Source organism: Cupriavidus sp. 01L46, assembly GCF_056399905.1.
Genome location: NZ_JBFTSF010000011.1, coordinates 33,275 through 51,093 on the forward strand (window position 1 = coordinate 33,275; position 17,819 = coordinate 51,093).

General features: G+C 67.2%; 18 protein-coding genes and 1 pseudogene. 5 read left to right on the forward strand and 14 right to left on the reverse strand.

What is annotated here, in order from left to right; genetic code table 11:
- Positions 1-2: 2 nt before the first annotated feature.
- Genes AC1DS3_RS03625 through AC1DS3_RS03670 form a run of 10 tightly spaced genes read right to left on the reverse strand, consistent with a single transcriptional unit; the run spans position 3 to position 9,602 of the window.
- Positions 3-296, reverse strand: coding sequence for a HypC/HybG/HupF family hydrogenase formation chaperone (locus tag AC1DS3_RS03625; RefSeq protein WP_477126705.1), 294 nt, complete (start codon positions 294-296; stop codon positions 3-5).
- Positions 287-2,731, reverse strand: coding sequence for a carbamoyltransferase HypF (gene hypF / locus AC1DS3_RS03630; RefSeq protein WP_477126706.1), 2,445 nt, complete (start codon positions 2,729-2,731; stop codon positions 287-289). The genes AC1DS3_RS03625 and hypF overlap by 10 nt, the downstream gene beginning before the upstream one ends.
- A 50-nt stretch (positions 2,732-2,781) precedes the next feature.
- Positions 2,782-2,883 carry a DUF6893 family small protein gene (locus tag AC1DS3_RS03635; RefSeq protein WP_416052024.1) on the reverse strand — a complete coding sequence of 34 codons (102 nt, stop codon included), beginning with the start codon at positions 2,881-2,883 and terminating at the stop codon, positions 2,782-2,784.
- 31 nt (positions 2,884-2,914) lie between these two features.
- Positions 2,915-3,466: a hydrogenase maturation protease gene (locus AC1DS3_RS03640; protein ID WP_441631369.1), complete on the reverse strand. Its 552-nt coding sequence runs from the start codon at positions 3,464-3,466 to the stop codon at positions 2,915-2,917.
- A complete protein-coding gene (locus tag AC1DS3_RS03645) occupies positions 3,463-4,845 on the reverse strand; it encodes a hypothetical protein (protein WP_477126707.1) in 1,383 nt (460 codons plus the stop codon). Before AC1DS3_RS03645 ends, AC1DS3_RS03640 begins: the two co-directional genes overlap by 4 nt.
- Positions 4,842-5,489 carry a DUF6084 family protein gene (locus AC1DS3_RS03650; RefSeq protein WP_441631365.1) on the reverse strand — a complete coding sequence of 216 codons (648 nt, stop codon included), beginning with the start codon at positions 5,487-5,489 and terminating at the stop codon, positions 4,842-4,844. Before AC1DS3_RS03650 ends, AC1DS3_RS03645 begins: the two co-directional genes overlap by 4 nt.
- Positions 5,482-6,120: a DUF5947 family protein gene (locus AC1DS3_RS03655; RefSeq protein ID WP_441631363.1), complete on the reverse strand. Its 639-nt coding sequence runs from the start codon at positions 6,118-6,120 to the stop codon at positions 5,482-5,484. The genes AC1DS3_RS03650 and AC1DS3_RS03655 overlap by 8 nt, the downstream gene beginning before the upstream one ends.
- Positions 6,117-6,683: a NifU family protein gene (locus AC1DS3_RS03660; protein WP_441631361.1), complete on the reverse strand. Its 567-nt coding sequence runs from the start codon at positions 6,681-6,683 to the stop codon at positions 6,117-6,119. The genes AC1DS3_RS03655 and AC1DS3_RS03660 overlap by 4 nt, the downstream gene beginning before the upstream one ends.
- A complete protein-coding gene (locus tag AC1DS3_RS03665; RefSeq protein WP_477126708.1) occupies positions 6,680-8,494 on the reverse strand; it encodes a nickel-dependent hydrogenase large subunit in 1,815 nt (604 codons plus the stop codon). Before AC1DS3_RS03665 ends, AC1DS3_RS03660 begins: the two co-directional genes overlap by 4 nt.
- Before the next feature lie 49 nt (positions 8,495-8,543).
- Complete coding sequence (locus AC1DS3_RS03670) at positions 8,544-9,602, reverse strand: NADH-quinone oxidoreductase subunit B family protein (protein ID WP_477109114.1); 1,059 nt, start codon at positions 9,600-9,602, stop codon at positions 8,544-8,546.
- 354 nt (positions 9,603-9,956) lie between these two features.
- Here AC1DS3_RS03670 and AC1DS3_RS03675 point away from each other — a divergent pair, with 354 nt between their 5' ends.
- Positions 9,957-11,018 (forward strand): HoxN/HupN/NixA family nickel/cobalt transporter, encoded by a 1,062-nt coding sequence (locus tag AC1DS3_RS03675; RefSeq protein ID WP_477126709.1) that lies wholly within the window; start codon positions 9,957-9,959, stop codon positions 11,016-11,018.
- A 13-nt stretch (positions 11,019-11,031) separates the two neighbouring features.
- Positions 11,032-11,181 (forward strand): annotated as a pseudogene (locus AC1DS3_RS03680) (aldo/keto reductase); the annotation flags it as partial.
- Positions 11,182-11,336: 155 nt separating this feature from the next.
- Here AC1DS3_RS03680 and AC1DS3_RS03685 read toward each other — a convergent pair.
- The 3 genes from AC1DS3_RS03685 to AC1DS3_RS03695 form a co-directional block, all read right to left on the reverse strand.
- A complete protein-coding gene (locus tag AC1DS3_RS03685) occupies positions 11,337-12,701 on the reverse strand; it encodes an MFS transporter (RefSeq protein ID WP_477126710.1) in 1,365 nt (454 codons plus the stop codon).
- Positions 12,702-12,976: 275 nt separating this feature from the next.
- Positions 12,977-13,330 carry a VOC family protein gene (locus AC1DS3_RS03690; RefSeq protein WP_441631352.1) on the reverse strand — a complete coding sequence of 118 codons (354 nt, stop codon included), beginning with the start codon at positions 13,328-13,330 and terminating at the stop codon, positions 12,977-12,979.
- A gap of 77 nt (positions 13,331-13,407) precedes the next feature.
- The gene (locus AC1DS3_RS03695) at positions 13,408-14,244 is read right to left on the reverse strand and encodes a DUF6597 domain-containing transcriptional factor (RefSeq protein WP_441631350.1); all 837 of its coding nucleotides are present in this window, start codon (positions 14,242-14,244) and stop codon (positions 13,408-13,410) included.
- A gap of 229 nt (positions 14,245-14,473) precedes the next feature.
- Here AC1DS3_RS03695 and AC1DS3_RS03700 point away from each other — a divergent pair, with 229 nt between their 5' ends.
- Positions 14,474-15,121 carry a metallophosphoesterase family protein gene (locus AC1DS3_RS03700; protein ID WP_441631348.1) on the forward strand — a complete coding sequence of 216 codons (648 nt, stop codon included), beginning with the start codon at positions 14,474-14,476 and terminating at the stop codon, positions 15,119-15,121.
- A gap of 281 nt (positions 15,122-15,402) precedes the next feature.
- The gene (locus AC1DS3_RS03705; protein ID WP_441631346.1) at positions 15,403-15,873 is read left to right on the forward strand and encodes a MarR family transcriptional regulator; all 471 of its coding nucleotides are present in this window, start codon (positions 15,403-15,405) and stop codon (positions 15,871-15,873) included.
- Positions 15,874-15,980: 107 nt separating this feature from the next.
- On the opposite strand, the gene AC1DS3_RS03710 is transcribed toward AC1DS3_RS03705, so the two are convergent.
- A complete protein-coding gene (locus AC1DS3_RS03710; RefSeq protein WP_477126711.1) occupies positions 15,981-16,898 on the reverse strand; it encodes a LysR family transcriptional regulator in 918 nt (305 codons plus the stop codon).
- 170 nt (positions 16,899-17,068) lie between these two features.
- On the opposite strand from AC1DS3_RS03710, the gene AC1DS3_RS03715 reads away from it, so the two are divergent.
- A partial coding sequence (locus AC1DS3_RS03715) for a tripartite tricarboxylate transporter substrate-binding protein (RefSeq protein ID WP_477126712.1) occupies positions 17,069-17,819 on the forward strand: 751 nt, incomplete at its 3' end.

The window sequence follows — 17,819 nt, forward strand, 5'->3', positions numbered from 1 at the left end:
TGCTACACCTGTGGCGAAGCCCGCGCTTCGCCACGCATCTCGTCGAACTCCGCTTGCGCGACACCGAGCTCGTGCAGCAACGCCAGCGTGCGTGCGGCCTCCGCCTCGTCGAGCCGGCTCATCGCAAAACCCACGTGCACCAGCACCCACTCGCCAACGCACTKAGCGGCCGGGTGCCCGTCATCGACGATAAATGCGATATTGATCACGCGCCGCACGCCACCGACATCGACAACCGCCAGCGCGTTGGCCGCGTCCCGCACTTCCATGATCTGTCCGGGGATGCCTAGGCACATGTCTCGCTCCGTTGGTCCACACCCGCACCAGCATTGGCCTGCAGCGCCTGCGCGGCGGCAATCACCGCCTGCCCGAGCGAGAGTCCGCCGTCGTTGGCCGGCACCTGCCGGTGCCACAGCACGCGGAACCCGCTAGCGCCGAGCCGCGCGGCAACCTGCTCCAGCAGGATGCGGTTCTGGAACACGCCGCCGGACAGCGCGACGGCTGCGCCGCTGCCGATCCCGTCACCCACATCCGCCAGGTGGCTCACCATGTCGACGACAGCGATCGCCAGGCCTTTGTGGAAGCGCGCGGCAATCACCGCCGGGGGCGTGCCTTGCGTCAGGTCATCGAGCAACGCCTGCCACATGGGGGGCGGCTCCAGGCAGGCCAGCTCGCCTGGCACCAGCGCAAACGGGTAGGCGCGCGCGTCGCCCTCCTCGTCCATGACGCGTGGGTCGACCAGCGCCTCAAGCTCGACAGCGGCCTGCCCTTCATACGCCGAGCGCTCCGGGCAGATGCCGAGCGCCGCCGCGACCGCGTCGAACAGCCGCCCCGCTGAACTCGCCAGCGGGCTGTTGACGCCCCGGCGCATCATGGCGTCGAGCACCGCGCGGGGGCGTGCCGCCAGGCACCGCACCATCGCCAGCGCGCCATACCGCGCCGCGAGCGGATCCCAGCCGAACGCAGACACCAGATGCGCGTACGTGTTGCGCCACGGTTCGTGGATCGCGCTGGCACCGCCGGGCATGGCGACCGGCCTCAGCCTGCCGAGCCGGGTAAAGCCGCGATAATCCGCCTGCAGGAACTCGCCGCCCCACAGGCTGCCGTCCGCCCCGAAGCCAAGCCCGTCCAGCGCCACGCCCAGCACGGGCCGGGCGTCCAGCGGCACGCCATTCTCCACCATGCACGCCGCGATATGCGCGTGATGGTGCTGGATCTCCACGAGCGGCAATGCCCGCGCCAAGGCCAGTTCACGGCCGATCTTTGCTGACAGGTACTCGGGATGCAGGTCKACCGCGATGCGTTGCGGCGCATGCTCGAACAAGGCCATGTATTGCACCAGCGCGCGCTGGTAGTCCGCATGCGTCAGCRCATCTTCCAGATCGCCGATGTGGTGCGAGACGATGGCCTCGCCGCGGCGCATCAGGCAAAACGTATTCTTGAGCTCGCCCCCCATCGCCAGGATCGGGGGCGCATCGGCAAATCCCGGCGGCAGCAAGATGGGCGCGGGCGCATAGCCGCGCGCGCGGCGTATCACGCTCGGCGCATCCAGCACCACCCGGGCCACGGCATCGTCCACGCGCCGCGCTATGTCGCGGTCGTGCATCAGGAACGCCTCGGCGATAGCGTCAAGGCGCATGCGCGCGTCGGCGTTCTCGATGCACTGCGGCTCGTCGCTGGCATTGCCGCTGGTCAGCACGATGGGGCGGTCGGTGGCGGCCATCAACAGCCAGTGCAGCGGCGTGCTGGGCAACATGAAGCCAAGCGAGCGCACGCCCGGCGCCACGTCCGGCGCCAGTTCGGCGCCGGGCTCCCGGCACTCGCTGGCGACCAGGATCACGATCGGCCCGGCCGGGCTCTGCAACAGGCGGCACTCGCGCTGCGTGGGCGCGCAGTACCGGCGGATGACCGCGAGATCGCGCGCCATCAGCGCGAACGGCTTCTTCTCGCGCCGCTTGCGCTGGCGCAGGCGTGCCACCGCCGCCGGGTTGCAGGCGTCGCAAGCCAGCTGGAATCCGCCAAGCCCCTTGATGGCGACGATGCGGCCCGCGCGCAGCAGTGCGCTTGCCGCCTGTATGGCATCGGCGGGACCTGCCGCCAGCGCGCCGTCGGTGCCCTCCAGCCAGACATGCGGCCCGCACGCGGGGCAGGCCAGCGGCTGCGCGTGAAAGCGCCGGTCARCCGGGTTCTCGTATTCGTCACGGCAAGCCTGGCACATCGGGAACGCAGCCATGGTGGTATTGGCGCGATCGTAGGGAATCGCCCGGATAATCGACAGGCGCGGGCCGCAATGCGTGCAGTTGGTAAAGGGATAGCCAAAGCGCCGGTTATCCGGGTCGCAAATGTCGGCGACACAGTCAGCGCAAAGCATGGCATCCGGCACCACGCCGGTGTGCACATGCCCGCCCGCGCTTGGCACGATGCAAAAGCCCTCCACGCCGGCGTCCGGCGCCAGCGCGCGGCGCTCGATCCGGTCGATGCGCGCCAGCGGCGGGCATTCGTCGCGCAGGCGCGCGACAAAGCGGTCCAGCAGCGCGGCATCGCCCCAGGCGCGGATCAGCACGCCGTCGCTGTCGTTGCGCACCTGCCCGATAAGCCCGATGTCATGCGCCAGGCGCCACACCGTCGGGCGAAACCCCACGCCTTGCACCATGCCGCGCACACGAATCTCCTCGCCGGCCGGCCGTGCCGGGGCTGGCCGCTCCTTGACAGGTTGTGCGCAAGCCTGCATGACGCCTCCGTTCGACAAAACGCTGTTCGACCGACCGCTACACGCTACAGCTACATATTGCGTATCCGGATGTAGCGCCTGAGATCCTTCATGTTCGCCATCAGCGCGACGACGATCGCCGGCAAGACCAGGTACTTGAGAAATTTCATCATGCCTCCTGCACCAAAACGCCGCGGCGGCGGGCTACGCCGCCGGGCCATACAATCGTTCGACCTTGCGCCCGACCATCGATTCCACCAACGCCACGGCACGGTCAACCGCCGCCGCCACCGGCTCGCTCAGGCCCATGCGCCCTTGCCCGCCATCTTCCATGCCGAAGTCGGCAGGCTCGCACCCGATCACGACGATGTCCGCGCACGCGCCACCCATCATGCGTACCGTCTGCAGCACCCGCGCCGGATCCATGTCGTGCGGCGACATCAGCACCGGGCAAGCGTAGGGGTCGGCCGCTGCGGCCGGGGCGCTCTCCTGCGCGGATGGCTCGATCACGTAGAGGCTGCCGGGCGCGCCGCCCCGCTGCGTGACATCGATCAGGATCGCGGCGTCCACCCCGTCGAGCAGCGCGTAGCACAGGTCGATGCCGCGAATGCCAAAATCCGCCAGCACCACGCTGGGCGGGAAGGCCGGCAGCGCGCTGGCCGCCTGGCGTGCGCTCAGGCGCTGCACCACCTCCACGCCAAAGCCATCGTCGCCGAGGAACACGTTGCCGATGCCGGCCACCAGGATGCCGCTCATGGCTGCGCCTCCTGGCCGCCCAGCGGCTCGATCTMATCTGGGCCAAAGAAGAAGCGATGTCCCGGCATGCGCGCGAGGCCAAACTCCTTGCCGGGATCGCAGTCGACCGTCACCGCCACATGCACGCGGTCTTCGAAATCGCGCTCGATGGATTCGATGGTCGCTACCTGCCCGCTCAAGGCGATGTCGAAAATGTCCGCGCGCGAGCGCGGGTGCAGCCTGACATGGTCGCCCACCCGGATCTCGCGGCCGTCCACCCGCAGGCAGGCCAGGCGCGGCCCGGCGTCCAGCCCGGCCCATGGCGATGGCATGTCCGGGGGACGGATGGCATCTTCACCCTGCCCGCCCCGGATATGGCGCATCGCGCCATGCAGCTTCTGCATCTGCTGCGCGCCGAGCGCTTCGGTGCGCGCCAGCAGCGCACGGGTGCGCTCGTCCGTGGCGGCCATCTCCCGTTTCTCGTCATCGGTCATGGCCAGGATGCGCAGCGTGAGGATCTCATCGATCTCGGTGGCGTCGAACAAATCGCCGGCGCTCTCCGGCGCGATCTGCGGGTAATCGTAAAGAATGATGGGCGACGCCAGCATGGTGTGCTGCTGCCCCGCGTCGCCCACCAGCACCGGCCAGGCGCCGGCATTGCGGCAGGCGGCCATCTCGGCGGCCAGTTCCGCAGGCGGATCCATCGAGGAAATCCACGCGCCGCCGCTAACGTGCAGGACGCTGTGGCAGGACACCAGCGCGTGCAGCGACGCCGCATCCCGCGTCAGGCTCGCGGCGTTGGCAAGCGGGGTCAGGTTGGCAATGCGCACGGTCAGCCGGTACACGCCGTCGGCGACCTGCGCGGCGCAAGCCTCGACGCTGCCCTGCAAGTCCGCGTGGGTACGGCGCAGCGCGCCACGGAGATGGCCATCGCGGTCCGTCAGGCCCTCCAGCTCGCTGCCGCCATCGAACGCGAACGGGCTCGCGCGCGGCTCGCCGAGCAACTCGGCGAGCCGCGCGGGCGGGATGGCAGGCTGGCGCTCGACCGCCTCCTGCCAGGGATGGAAGCGGCGCTCGTCCACGTCGAGCATCGGCACCGCCTGCCAGGCCGGCTCGCCCATGAGCGGGACCTGCGCGCCGGCGGCCGGCAAGGCCAGCACTACCCTGTCCACCACCTGCAGGAAGCCCGGCTGCACACTGACGCAGGTCTGCGGGCCACCACGTACCAGGCATTCGACCTGCATGGTCCACGGATCGCTGCCCCGCGCCTCGGCATAGGCGCGCGGAAACACACCGCCAAAGGTCCAGCGCTGCCGGTTCTTCACCGACGAGGGGCGGTAGGGATACAGCATGTAGCCCTCGTACAGCACCGCCTGGATCACGCTCTGGACCGCGCTCACGGCTGCTTCTCCTCGACAGCGTCCAGCAGGCCTTCGATGGCCCGCTCCCAGCTGGCAAGGCCGCGCGCGGTCTTGTAGCGCGCGAGCCGGTCAAAGACGTCCTGCTGCAGGCAGAGCCACGCGCCGTTGGGGTAGTACCGCGTCATCATCTCGCGCCACAAGGACACCGGCAGCTGGTACGCCGCCTCCTTGTGCCACGGGATCGGCGCGGCCTGCAGCGCCTGCCCCGGGCCGCGATAGAACACGGTGCCGCTGAACTGCAGCATCAGCGGGATCTCGCCGGCCTCGAGCGCATGGAAGTACTTGGTGGCCGCGACATTGAAATCAAAGCTGCATGGCACGGGAAGATCGATCACGCAGTGCGCCGAGAACGGCGGCACGATCACCGTCGCATGCGTCCACAGCAGCGTGCGCACCGTCTCGCCCCAGCGCTGCGGCGTGCCGAACAGGTCTTGCATCCCGGCCTGCTCGGCCGGTGCGTAGCGGCGCTTGGTGGCTTCGATCTGGATCTGGCATTGCAGCGTCACGCTGGAGATCCGCTCGTTCGCGGGCGCGCTCGCTATCTGCAGCTTGAACAGCAGCAGCGGCGCCGCGGCAAAGGGCGCCACTTCGGCCGACTGGACGGTGAAGGCGAGGTCAGGCATGAAGCAGGCCCTCCGGCACCCTGCCGGTGTCCTTCAGCGCGGCGATAAAGCCGCGAATGGCCTCCCACGCCTGCGCGCCGCCGGACAGGCCGCGCCAGCGCGCGCGGATCAACCCGGTCAGCGCATAGCACTGGTCGATGGGCGCCTGGAAGTAGTCCCTGGCGCCTTGCGCGCGATAGACCAGCAGCGCTTCCACATCGGGCAGCAACCGCGTCAGCACCGGATTGTCGGCAAGGAGGTTGTCCCAGGCAGCGAGGTCGAGCAGCGATTGCGTGGCGCCTGCCGCGCCCGGATAGAGCGCGACCACGTGCCCGGCCTGCGAATCCATGTAGAAGAAGGCCACGTCGATGGGGATYGCCAGGGCATCCCACTGCGCGTCGGTCATGCGAAAGCCGTCGAGGTAGCAGCCCTCGCGCGGCACGCAGCGATAATGCGTGCCCTGCTGGCTGCCGAACAACAGGGTGCACGCCCGGCAGCAGCAAAACAGGCGGCGCTTGCCGACATCGAACAGATGGGCGTGATCAGAACCAATGGTGGCGGCGCACAGTTCGCACTGGGCATAGTCGGACTTGCGCGCGAACTGGCGCAAGCGCGCCGCCCATCCGCCGCTGGACGCAGGCGCGGCGATCATGGCGGGCCGGACTCCGCCTGGTCATGCACGGTGGCCTGGCGCGGCATGAAGCGCAGTTCGTGCACGTTGACGTCTGGCAAGCCTTCCACCTCGACCCGCATCACTTCCGGGGCCTGCTCGAAGATCGCCAGCTCGATCTCGTGCTGCAACCCTTGCGCAGTGGCATGGTCGCCCTGCAGCCGGCCGCGCACGCGCACGCGCACGGCCTCTTCGGCGGCGTCGAGCAACTGGACCTGGATGCCCTGCGCCCCCAGCATGGGCCGCATCTTGTCCACGGCCCGCGCGACCCGGGTCGGGATGTCGTACGGGTGCAATCCATGCAGGTTGAGCAGCGCGCAGACGCTTGGATCCACCACCATGGCTTCGATCACCGCATCGCCCGCGGCCCCTGCCGCCGACACGATCTCCATCACCCTTGCCAGCCCGCCGGCATGCAGGTCCAGCACCACCTGCAGCAGCTCCTTTGCCGCCGCGCTGGCCTTGGTGTCGTCAAGCGTCTCCAGCGCCGTGATCAGCGCCTCGACGCGTTGCTGCTGCGCTTGAACCGTGTGGACATCGCTCATGTGTGCGCCCCCAACATCACGCCGAATGTCGGGGAATGCGACTGGTCGATGGTCTTCCCGTTGCCCACGTACATATGCACGCCGCACGGCAGGCAGGGATCGAAGCTGCGCACCGCGCGCATGATGTCGATGCCCTTGAACTTGTCCGGGCCGTTTTCCTCGAAGATCGGCGTGTTCTGCACCGCGTCTTCATAGGGCCCGGGCGTGCCATAGATGTCTCGCGGGTTCGCGTTCCATGGGGTCGGCGGATACGGATGATAGTTGGCGATCTTGCCGTCGCGGATCACCAGGTGATGCGAGAGCACCCCGCGCACCGCTTCATGGAAGCCGCAGCCGATGGCTTCGTCGGGCACCTTGAAATCGGTGAACGTGCGGGTGCGCCCGGCATGCAGCTCGGCCATGGCCTTCTCGGCGAAGTGCAGCGCGGCGGCAGCCGCGTAGGCCTGGAAATAGGTGCGCGCGCGATCGCGCTCGATGGCATTGCTCCACTTGGGGATCTTCCACTCGAACTCGACTTCCGGCTTGAGCGCGGTCTTGGGCAGGTAGATCTTGACGCTATGGCCGGTGGACTTGACGTAGCCGATATCGACCAGCCCCGCCAGCGCGGTGGCCCAGAGCCGGGCAATCGGCCCGCCGCCGGTATCCAGCGCAAGATGGTCTCCGGTGCGCTTGTCCAGCCAGCGCGGCGACATCACCCAGGTGTAGTTGCCGCCAAAGTTGCGCTTTTGCGGGCGCGGCAGCGTGGTCTGGTTCCACGGATGCTTGCGGTCCACGGGATTGCCCAGCGGATCGCTCCTGACGAAGGTTTCCTCGCCCTCCCAGTCCTGGTAGAACGAGCTGCCCAGCAGGATGCGGATATTGAGGTTGATGTCGACCAGGTCCGTCGTCACCAGCTGGCCATCCACCACCACGCCCGGCGTCACGAACATCCCGCGCCCCCATTGGGCCATGGTCTTGTAGCTGTAGTCGCACACGGCCGGGTCCTGGAACGAGCCCCAGCAACCCAGCAGGATGCGCCGCCGCCCCACCTMCTCGTAGCCGGGCAGCGCTTCGTAGAAGAAGTCGAACAGGTCGTCGTGCAGCGGCACCACCTTCTTCATGAACTCCACGTATCGCATCAGGCGCGTGAGGTAGTCGGTAAAGAGCTGGATGGTGGGCACCGTGCCCACGCCGCCGGGATAAAGCGTGGAAGGATGCACGTGGCGCCCCTCCATCAGGCAGAACATCTCGCGCGTGTACCGGCTGACCATCAAGGTCTCGCGGTAGAACTCCCCGGTAAAGGGGTTGAGCGCCGTCATGATGTCCGCGATGGTGCGATAGCCGTGCTCCGCCGCGTGCGGTGCCTCCCGCGTCTTGGCCTTCTCCCATACGCCGGGATTGGTCTCGCGCACCATCTGTTCGCAGAAGTCCACGCCGACCAGGTTGTCCTGGAAGATGTTGTGGTCGAACATGTACTCGGCCGCCTCGCCCAGGTTGACGATCCACTCGGCGATGGCGGGCGGCCTGACGCCATACGCCATGTTCTGCGCGTACACCGAGCAGGTGGCGTGGTTGTCGCCGCAGATGCCGCAGATGCGGCTGGTAATGAAGTGGGCGTCGCGCGGATCCTTGCCCTTCATGAAGATGCTGTAGCCGCGAAAGATGGACGACGTGCTGTAGCACTCCGCCACGCGGCGGTTCTCGAAATCGATCTTGGTATAGATGCCAAGGCTGCCCACGATCCGCGTGATCGGGTCCCAGTTCATCTCGATGAGCTTGCCCGGCGCCGCCTGGGCGCGCGGCGTAGCTTCAGGTGCAACGGTGGCTGCCATAACCTTCTCCATACAGGAAAATCRCGCTCGGCATCTTGCTTTGCAGCATTTACCGACGGTAGCCCGTGGTGAGCTCCGCCCGGTTATGCCGCCACTTGGGTTCGTCGTTGAGCGTGTTGTTGGTCAGCTTGCGCAGGCTGCGGATAAGCGGGCCATAGCTCTTGATCAGGTTCGACGACAACACGGCGCCCGGGGGCTCGTCCATGAAGGGCATGAACTTGTCCGGAAACCCTGGCATGGTGCAGCCGATGCAGATGCCACCGACATTGGGGCACCCGCCGATGCCCGCCATCCAGCCGCGCTTTGGCACATTGCACTGCACGACCGGCCCCCAGCAGCCGAGCTTGACGATGCAGTTAGGGCTGCCGTACTCGGTCGCGAAAATGGCCTGCTCGTAGGAGCCGGCGCGATCGCAGCCGTCGTGCACCGTACGCGTGAACAGCCATTTTGGCCGCAGCGCATCGTCCAGCGGGATCATCGGCGCAAGGCCGGCGAGCTGGTACAGCAGGTAAAGCAGCGTCTCCATGAAGTTGTCCGGCTGCACGGGGCAGCCCGGCACATTCACGATCGGCAGGCCCGCCTTGGATTTCCAGTCCCAGCCAAGGTAGTCGGCCAGGCCCATGCAGCCGGTGGGATTGCCCTGCATGGCGTGGATGCCGCCGTAGGTGGCGCAGGTGCCGGCGCCCACCACGGCCAGCGCCTTGGGCGCCAGGCGGTCCAGCCACTGCGGGATCGTGATGGGCTGGTGCGTTTGCGGGTCGGTGCCCATCGCGGCCCAGTAACCCTCGCGGTTGATACGCTCGTTTGGAATCGAGCCTTCCATCACCAGCACGAAATGTTCGAGCTCGCCGCGCGCTGCCTGGTGAAAAGGCGCCAGGAACGCATCGCCGGTTTCGTAAGCCAGCACCGGGTTATGCAGATGCACCTTGGGCAGGCCGGGAATCGCGCCGAGGATCACGTCCTCGATGCTCGGCTGGGTGGCTGCGGTGATGGAGACGGAGTCGCCATCGCAGCCCAGGCCGGCGGTGATCCAGAGGATGTGGACTTCTTCCAGGGCGGGCGCGTGCTGTGTCTTGCGCCCATAAGGAACGGCTGTAGCTTCTGCCATGATCTACCTCGCACTGCTGACCGCGCTTTCTTGGTCTTGTCGTCAAAGACACGTGGGATCGGCACACGGCATCCACGGGTCCAGCAAGCGAGCGGAGCGGCGCCCGGGGCGGGCGCGGTAGGACAGGTTTGCTGCGTGTAATAGGAAATGGCGCCCACCGTGATGGGCCGCAAACACCTCATGAGTATAGGTCACGGATTTCGAATAGACCATGGTCCCGCCAAGCTGCGAATGGGCGCCTTGCGCACGGCGAATCCGGCTGCTGCTGCACTGCCGCAGCCTCGCGCAATCCCATGGCCGCAAGCACGGAAAGCGCCTAATGTAAGGGGTACGACACGGTGAAGGGCTCGCGCCATGAGACCCATGCTGTCCGGCCTGCTGGACGATTCCCACGATCGCCCGCGGGCCAGGATCCTCGAAATGTACGCGGTGCTGCTGGTCCTGAACCTCGGCGCATGGTGCTGGGCCTTGATCGCCTTTCACCGCTACCCGGTCCTGCTGGGCACGGCGCTGCTGGCCTACAGCCTCGGGCTGCGGCATGCGGTGGACGCCGATCATCTCGCCGCCATCGACAACGTGACGCGCAAGCTCATGCAGGAGGGCAAGAAGCCCGTGGCGGTGGGCTTCATGTTTTCGCTGGGCCACTCCACCGTGGTGATTCTGGGATCGATCGCGATTGTCCTGGCAGCGTCCGCGCTGCACACGCGCATCGGTGCCGTGCGGGAGATCGGCGGGCTCGTTGGCACCGGGATCTCGGCCGGTTTCCTGTTTGCGATTGCGCTTGCGAACGTGATGGTGCTACGTTCGGTCTATCGGGCGCTTCTGCGCAGGCGGGCCGGCGATGCCAGCGCCGCCGATGGCGCCGATGACACCGATGACGCCGACTTGCTGCCACGCAATCGCGGACTGCTTGCCCGTCTCTATCGCCCCATGTTCCGCCTGGTCACGCGGAGCTGGCATATGTATCCGCTTGGCGTCCTGTTCGGGCTTGGCTTCGATACGGCGACGGAAATCGGCGTGCTCGGGATATCGGCGGTGGAGGCATCGAAGGGGCTGCCGCTGTCGTCGATCATGGTGTTTCCCCTGCTGTTTACCGCGGGCATGGCGCTGGTGGATACCTCGGACGGAATCCTGATGCTGGGCGCCTATGGGTGGGCATATGACCAGCCGCTTCGCAAGCTCTACTACAACCTCACGGTGACCTTGCTGTCCGTGGTGATCGCCMTGGTGATCGGTGGCATCGAGGTGCTTGGCATGATGGCGCACCTCGAATCGGGCGGCCAGCTCTGGCGGGTGATCGGCACATTGAACGATCGCTTCGGTCTGGCCGGGTACTTCATCATCGGGCTCTTCCTGCTGTGCTGGGCGCTCTCCATCGCGATTCAAAGGTTCAGGCGGGTCGGCGAATCGCCGTAGACGGCGGTCCGCCAACAGCCTGCGCCGCCTGGGCACCGACTACGTCGACCTGTACCAGATCCACCGCTGGGATCCGCAAACGCCCATCGAGGAAACCCTCGAATCACCGCACGATGTGGTCAAGGCGGGCCATGCACGCCATATCGGCGCGTCCAAGCCGCACCATATCGAGGACGCCGTGGCAGCGCTCTCGCTCGGCCTCACCGCCGAGGAGATCGCCGCGCTGGAGGCGCCCTACGTGCCGCACGCGCCCGTGGGCTTCTGAGGCAGCAACGGCAGCAACGGCAATGACGGCGCCGGTGAACTACCGGCGGCCGGTCACTCGCCCGCGGGCTGCAAGGCCACCGCGCCCGGGTCGCGCGTGAGCAGCCGCAAGCCGCTGGCGATGCTGGCCACGCCCGCGAAGCCCGCGCCAATCGCCAGCGCCAGGGTGGGGCCGTGGCGGCCCGCGATGCCGAAGCTGAGCGCGACCAGCGCCGCGCCGCTCGCCTGGCCGAGCAGGCGCGCGGTGGCAATCACGCCGCTGGCGCCGCCGGCACGCTCGCGCGGCGCGCTCGACATCAGCGCCTTGAGGTTGGGCGACTGGAAGAAGCCGAAGCCCGCGCCGCAAATCGCCATGCGAATGCCGATATCCAGCGCGCTGGGATGCGCCGGCAGCAGCGCCAGCGACGCCATGYCCATGCACATCACCGCCAGCCCCACGCCGCCGAGCAAACCCGGCGGATAGCGGTCGGACAGCCGCCCGGCCAGCGGCGCCATCAACGCCACCACCGCCGACCACGGCGTCATCAGGAAGCCCGTCTCGATCGGGCTGCGCCCCAGCACGCTCTCGAAGTAGAACGGCAGCGACACAAAGGCCAGCCCCTGCGCGGCGAACGAGCAGATCGCGGTCATGGTCGAGAGCGCGAACATGGGCCGCTTGAGCAGATCGATGGGCAGCATCGGCGCGGGATGGCCGCGCTCGCGGCGCAGCAGCAGCACGAACGCCACCAGGAACAAGGCCAGCGCCGCCAGCGACTGGCCCAGCGGCGCGCGTTGCGCGCCCTCGCCCAGCGCAAAGATCAGCGAGGCGAACATCACCACGTTCAGCCCCGCCGCGACGCGGTCAAAGCGGTGCGTGCCGCGCACCGTCCGGGGCAGCGCGGGCCAGGCGATGTAGAGCGCCAGCAAGCCGATCGGCAGGTTCACGGCAAACAGCCACGGCCACGGCCCCAGCGACAGGATGATCGAGGCGACCGTGGGCCCCACCGCAAACGACACGCCAACCACCAGCGCGTTGAGCCCGACGCCACGCCCGAGCCGGTGCGGCGGAAAGATCGCGCTGATCAGCGCCGCGTTCACGCTCATGATGGCGCTGGCGCCCACGCCCTGCAGCAGCCGGGCTGCCACCAGCGTGGGCAGCGACCAGGAAAGCGCGCAGACCACCGACGCGACGATAAACAGCATCAACCCGCCGAGATACACGCGCCGGTGCCCGACGATGCCGCCCAGCGCCGCGAACGGCAGCAACGTGGCCACCATGGCGAGCTGGTAGGCGTTGATGACCCAGACGGATGCCGCCGGGGTGGCATGCAGCGAGGCGGCGATGTTGGGAAGTGCGGTGTTGGCGATTGCCGTATCGAGCGTAGCAAGTGAGACGGCCACCAGGATGGCGGCCATGCCGCGGCGCTCCAGCGACGTCATGGGCGCGTCCGCCGTGCGAGGGGGGAGATTGGATTCTGCTGTGTTCGACACTGTCTTTGCCAGTTACCGCCGCGCCCGGGAAGCCGCGCGCGATGCGCCGGCGCCCTGCCCGATTGTTTGATACATGCACCACGGCTCACCCTCCCGATGCGGGAGAGGGCATGGCAAGCCGACACAATACGGGATAACGCGAATAYCTGCAGGCGACGGCGTCGCCGGCAGATAGGCAAATGACGGGAATGAACGCTAAGGCAGCGCCAGGCGACGCGCCTGCACTATGCCGCCGACCACACCGCCAGCTCGTAGCCGTCCGGGTCGCGGAAGTGGAAACGCCGCCCGCCCGGGAACGAGAAGACCGCCCGGACCACGGTGCCACCGGCAGCCTCCACGCCCTGCTGCGCCTGCGCCAGGTCATCCGCATACAGGATCACGAGCGGCCCGCCGGGGCGGACCGCTTCGCCGGTGGTGAAGCCGCCAGTCAGCCGGCCATCGCTGAACTCGCAGTATGCGGGGCCGTAGTCGGTAAAGGTCCAGCCGAAGGCTGCGCCATAGAACGCCTTGCTGCGCGCGATGTCGCTGACGTTGAACTCGATGTTGTCAATCTGCCGGTCCTGGCCTCTGGTGCCCATGGCGAACTCCCTGGTGATGGATAAGGAACATCATTTTCACCCGGATGCCGCAGCGARGGCTTGAACAAAACGGCCAATCAAGCCTTTGGCGCGCGCAACTGGCGCAGCAGGGTCGACGCCGTCATGCCGCACAGCGATTGGATCTCCCGGCTCAGGTGGGCCTGGTCGGCGTAGCCCGCATCCGCCGCGAGCGCGGCCAGCCCAAAATCGGACCTGTCCGCCCTGCCTGCCCGTTGCGTCGACTCCAGCGCCAGCGACAACGCACGCTGGAACCGCAGGATCCGCTCCAGCGTCTTCGCGCCATAGCCGAAATGCTCGACGCTGCGGCGCCGCAGCGTGCGCTCGCCAAGGCCCAGCCGGCGCAGGAGCAGGGGAATCGTCTCGCCCGCCATGCCGGCATTGGCCTGCACCAGCGCGAAGATGGCTGCCGCCTCGCGGCTCGGGGCGTCGACGCTCAGCGCCATTTGCGCCAGCTGGCTCTGGAATACCTCCACCTCGCGCCCTGCTGCCGCGGCCTCCTCCATCCTCCCGGCAAATTCCCGCCCGCGCGGGCCCCACAGATCGGCCAGCTCGACCTGGCTCCCGACGATCTCCGACATGGGCAGGCCCAGCCAGGGCAGCGCCGCGCCCGGTTGAAAGCGCGCACCTAGCACCACCGCGCCGGGCGCCAGGTCCGGCCGGGCCGCGGTAATATCAGGCCCGACCACCAGCAGCCGGCCGGCGCGCCAGAGCACATCCACACAGCCGTCCGGCACGACGGCGATCGCACCCGCGTGGTCAGCTGGCAAGGCGCTGGTCCACACGCACCGGAAATGCGGCTGGAGCTCACGCCGGGGCTGGGCTTCGCAGTAGCGCCCGACCGTGCCTGCCAGCGCAGGAACGTCCGGCGAGTGTCGCGAATCTGGCTGTTGCATTACTCTGTGGGTCTGCGCAGGCGTTGATGGCGGTTGATGGTGATTCATGGCGATGGGTTGCGGTTCAGGCATGGCGCCAGGATTGGCATCGCCAGCTTCCTCCAAGGAGAGACGCATGAAAATTGGTTTGGTTTCGGACCTGCATCTTTCGGTCTATCCGATGGACTTTCCGAATCCCGATGTCGACGTGATGATACTGGCTGGCGACATCTAGCGCCCCCGGGAAGCCATGGCATGGGCCGCGGCCGCCACCGTGCCCACCTTGTACGTGGCTGGCAATCACGAGTTCTACGGCAGCGACCTGGCCACCGCCATGGACGCCCTGCGCGCTGGCGCGGCCGGCACGCAGGTACAGGTGCTGGAGCGCTCGGAATGGCATTACCGCGGCGTGCGCTTTCTCGGCTGCACGCTGTGGTCCGACTACCGCTTGTTCTCCTCCCCGCAGCAGCGCGCGGATGGCCTGCGCGACGCCCAGACACTGATGCGCGACTTCTCGCGCATCCGCGTCGCGCCGGATTTCGAGGAGCGCTTCACGCCCGCCACGTCGCAGGCGCTGTTCAGGGATTCGGTAGCCTGGCTGGCGCAGCGGTTCCAGGCGCCCCACGACGGCCAGACCGTCGTCATCACGCACTTCGCGCCGTCACCGCTGAGCATCAGCCCCAAGTTCGCCGGCTCGCACCTCAACGCCAGCTTCGTCTCCGACCTGCGCGAGGAAATCGCGGCATGGCAGCCTGCGCTCTGGGTGCATGGGCACACCCATGACAGCTTCGACTATCGCCTGGGCGCCACCCGCGTGGTGTGCAACCCGCGTGGCTACGCACGGGAAGGCAAGCTCGAAAACCCGGCTTTCAATCCGGGCCTTGTCATCGAACTGTAAGACAACGCCGGCCAGCAGCCGCACCGAAGTTCGCGGCGCGAACGCCGGCGTGATGYGCACCGGGCAAGCCACTTGGGACTTTCCCTTGGTTTGAGCCGTGCAATGCACTGCCAGACCTTTCGGCCCGCAGGGGCACTTCGCCATGGCAGAAGTTGTCTGCTAATGTCTGCCCCGCAGGAAATCAAGGCAGGCGACGCCCGCCCAAATCCCCTGCGCCGCCCGGGCCGGCCACGCACCGGCCCCTGGTCTGGCGGCAAGCCCGAAAGACAGGAGACAAAGCAATGCAGCCTAAGGCTCTCGAACCGACGGAATCCGTACTTCTTGCCTTGATGGACAGCGTGCGCGAATGGCAGCGTGTGCTGGACCAGACTCTGTACGATGCTGGACTCGACTATCCGAAATGGATCTTGCTGCGCGCTATCCGCCAGGAAGAGTTCGTTCGCCATGAGCCTTACCTGGGCCAGATGCTGATATCCGCGGCGCACTCGGAAAGCCTGCTGGATGCMTTGCACGCCGACGGCTGGATCGCATACGATCCCGCCGGCCAGCCGTTGATTCCCGCGCCTGCCGAGCCTAAGGTGGACCGCGTCTGGAAAGGGTTGAAGGCGCTCCACTCCGTCTCCGTGGCCCCCTTCAGCACAGAGGAACGCAACGCGCTGACGGCCTCGCTCAGGCGCATGAAGGCCACGTTGCACGACCACAGCGTGCGGCTTGGGCGCCAGGCGGAACGCCGGGTAGAACCGGCGCACTGAAAGCAAGCAAACAAACAAAAAACAAACAAGCAAAAGCGGAACCCCCGATGCTCCCTGCCGCGCCCGGCGCCGATATGCCGCCTGGCACCGGGCAAGCCCGCCTTGCCTCACTTCCCGCCACCAAACAACGGCGACGCTTCGATGCGCTCAAGCATGCCGCGTGCCGCGCTGGTCAGCGGCCGGTTGGCCCTGACGATCAGGCGCGACTGCGCGGCCTCGAAGATGGGGTTGGTGGTGCGCAACGCCACCAGCTCGCCCCTGGCGACTTCCTTCACCACGGAATTCGAGGAGGTGAAGGTCAGGCCAAGGCGGCACTCGACATAGCGCTTGAGCGTGAGGATGGAATTGGCGACGAAGCTGGGCGTGAGAACGATGTTCTCGGACAGTTCGGCCATCTGGATCAGCTGGCGCAAGCCGAATCCTGGTGCCATCAGCGCCACCGGATAACACGCCACGTCCTTCAAGGCGGGCCGTTTGCGCTGCCGCGCGAGCGGATGGCCGGGCCAGGCGATCACGCACAGCGGATGCGTGCGCGCCGTGACCACGCGAACGGCGGGGTCCGCGGGCGCGCCGAACACGACGCCGATATGCGCGTCGTCGTGCGCCACCGCACGCACGGCGTCGGAGGCACCCGCCACCTTGAGCGAGACGCGGATGCCGGGATATTGCCGGCAGAACKCGTCCACTACTCCGCTCATCAGGATGTCGACGAAGCCCTCGCTGGCCACCAGCTGGATATCCCCGCGCTGCAGGCCGTTTACTTCATCGAGCCTGGCCATCAGCGCTTGTTCGCTGGCCTGGCGGTCGCGGCAATGGTCCATCACGATGGCGGCCACCTCCGTGGGCACGATACCCCGGCCTTTGCGCTCCAGCAGCGCCACGCCTAGCTCGGTCTCCAGCAACTGGATCTGCCGGCTGACGATCGACGGCTCCACGCCAAGGCGCTCGGCCGCACCGCGCACCGACCCTGTGTTGACCGCTTCGAAGAAATACTGCAGGCGCCGCGCGCTCAGTCCGCCTTCCATGTTCCGTTCCTGTTTCCTGTTTCACGTTTCCTGACTGGCTCGAACTCCATAAATCGTTGCCAAATAGGCAACAATTTCCCGGCAAGCTTACATTGATTCGGACGACTGGAATTGCGAATAATGTGCGGGAGGCAAATCCGCGACCACGATCCCCTTMGAGCCAACAAAGCATGAGACCCTTCGCATCAATCCTGGCAGCCGCAACCCTGGGCGTGCTCTGTCACCAGACCGCGGGCGCGGCGCCGCAAGACCCCGCGTACCCGGTCAAACCCGTGAAGATCGTGGTCGGTTACGCGCCCGGCGGCTCCTCCGATGCCGTGGCGCGGCTGGTGGCCAACCGGCTGTCGGAACGGCTCGGGCAGAGCTTTGTGGTCGAGAACCGTCCTGGCGCGGCCAGCAATATCGCGGCGGCCGGCGTGGCGCGCTCGCCCAATGATGGCTACACCATCCTGCTAGGCTCCAATGCCAGCACCATCAATGTCTCGCTCTACAAGAAGCTGCCCTTCGACTTCCAGAAGGACTTCGCGCCGGTGGTGCTGCTCACGCGCTTCCCGAACATCATGGCGGTGAACCCGTCGGTGCCGGCCACGACGGTGGCGGAGTTCATCAGCTATGCCAAAGCGCATCCCAAGGGCATCTTCTTCGCGTCGTCCGGCGCTGGCTCGTCCACGCGGCTGTCGGCCGAGTTGTTCAAGATGATGGCGGGCATCCAGATGGAGCACGTGCAGTACAAGGGCAGCGCACCGGCGCTGACCGACCTGATGGCGGGCCAGGTGCAGGTGATGTTCGATACGGCGCCGTCGGTCATGCCGCTGATCAAGAGCGGCAAGCTGCGCGCGCTGGCCGTGACCAGCGCCAGCCCGCAGCCCTTCGCGCCAGAGATCCCCACCGTGGATGCGGGCGGGCTGAAGGGCTATGAAG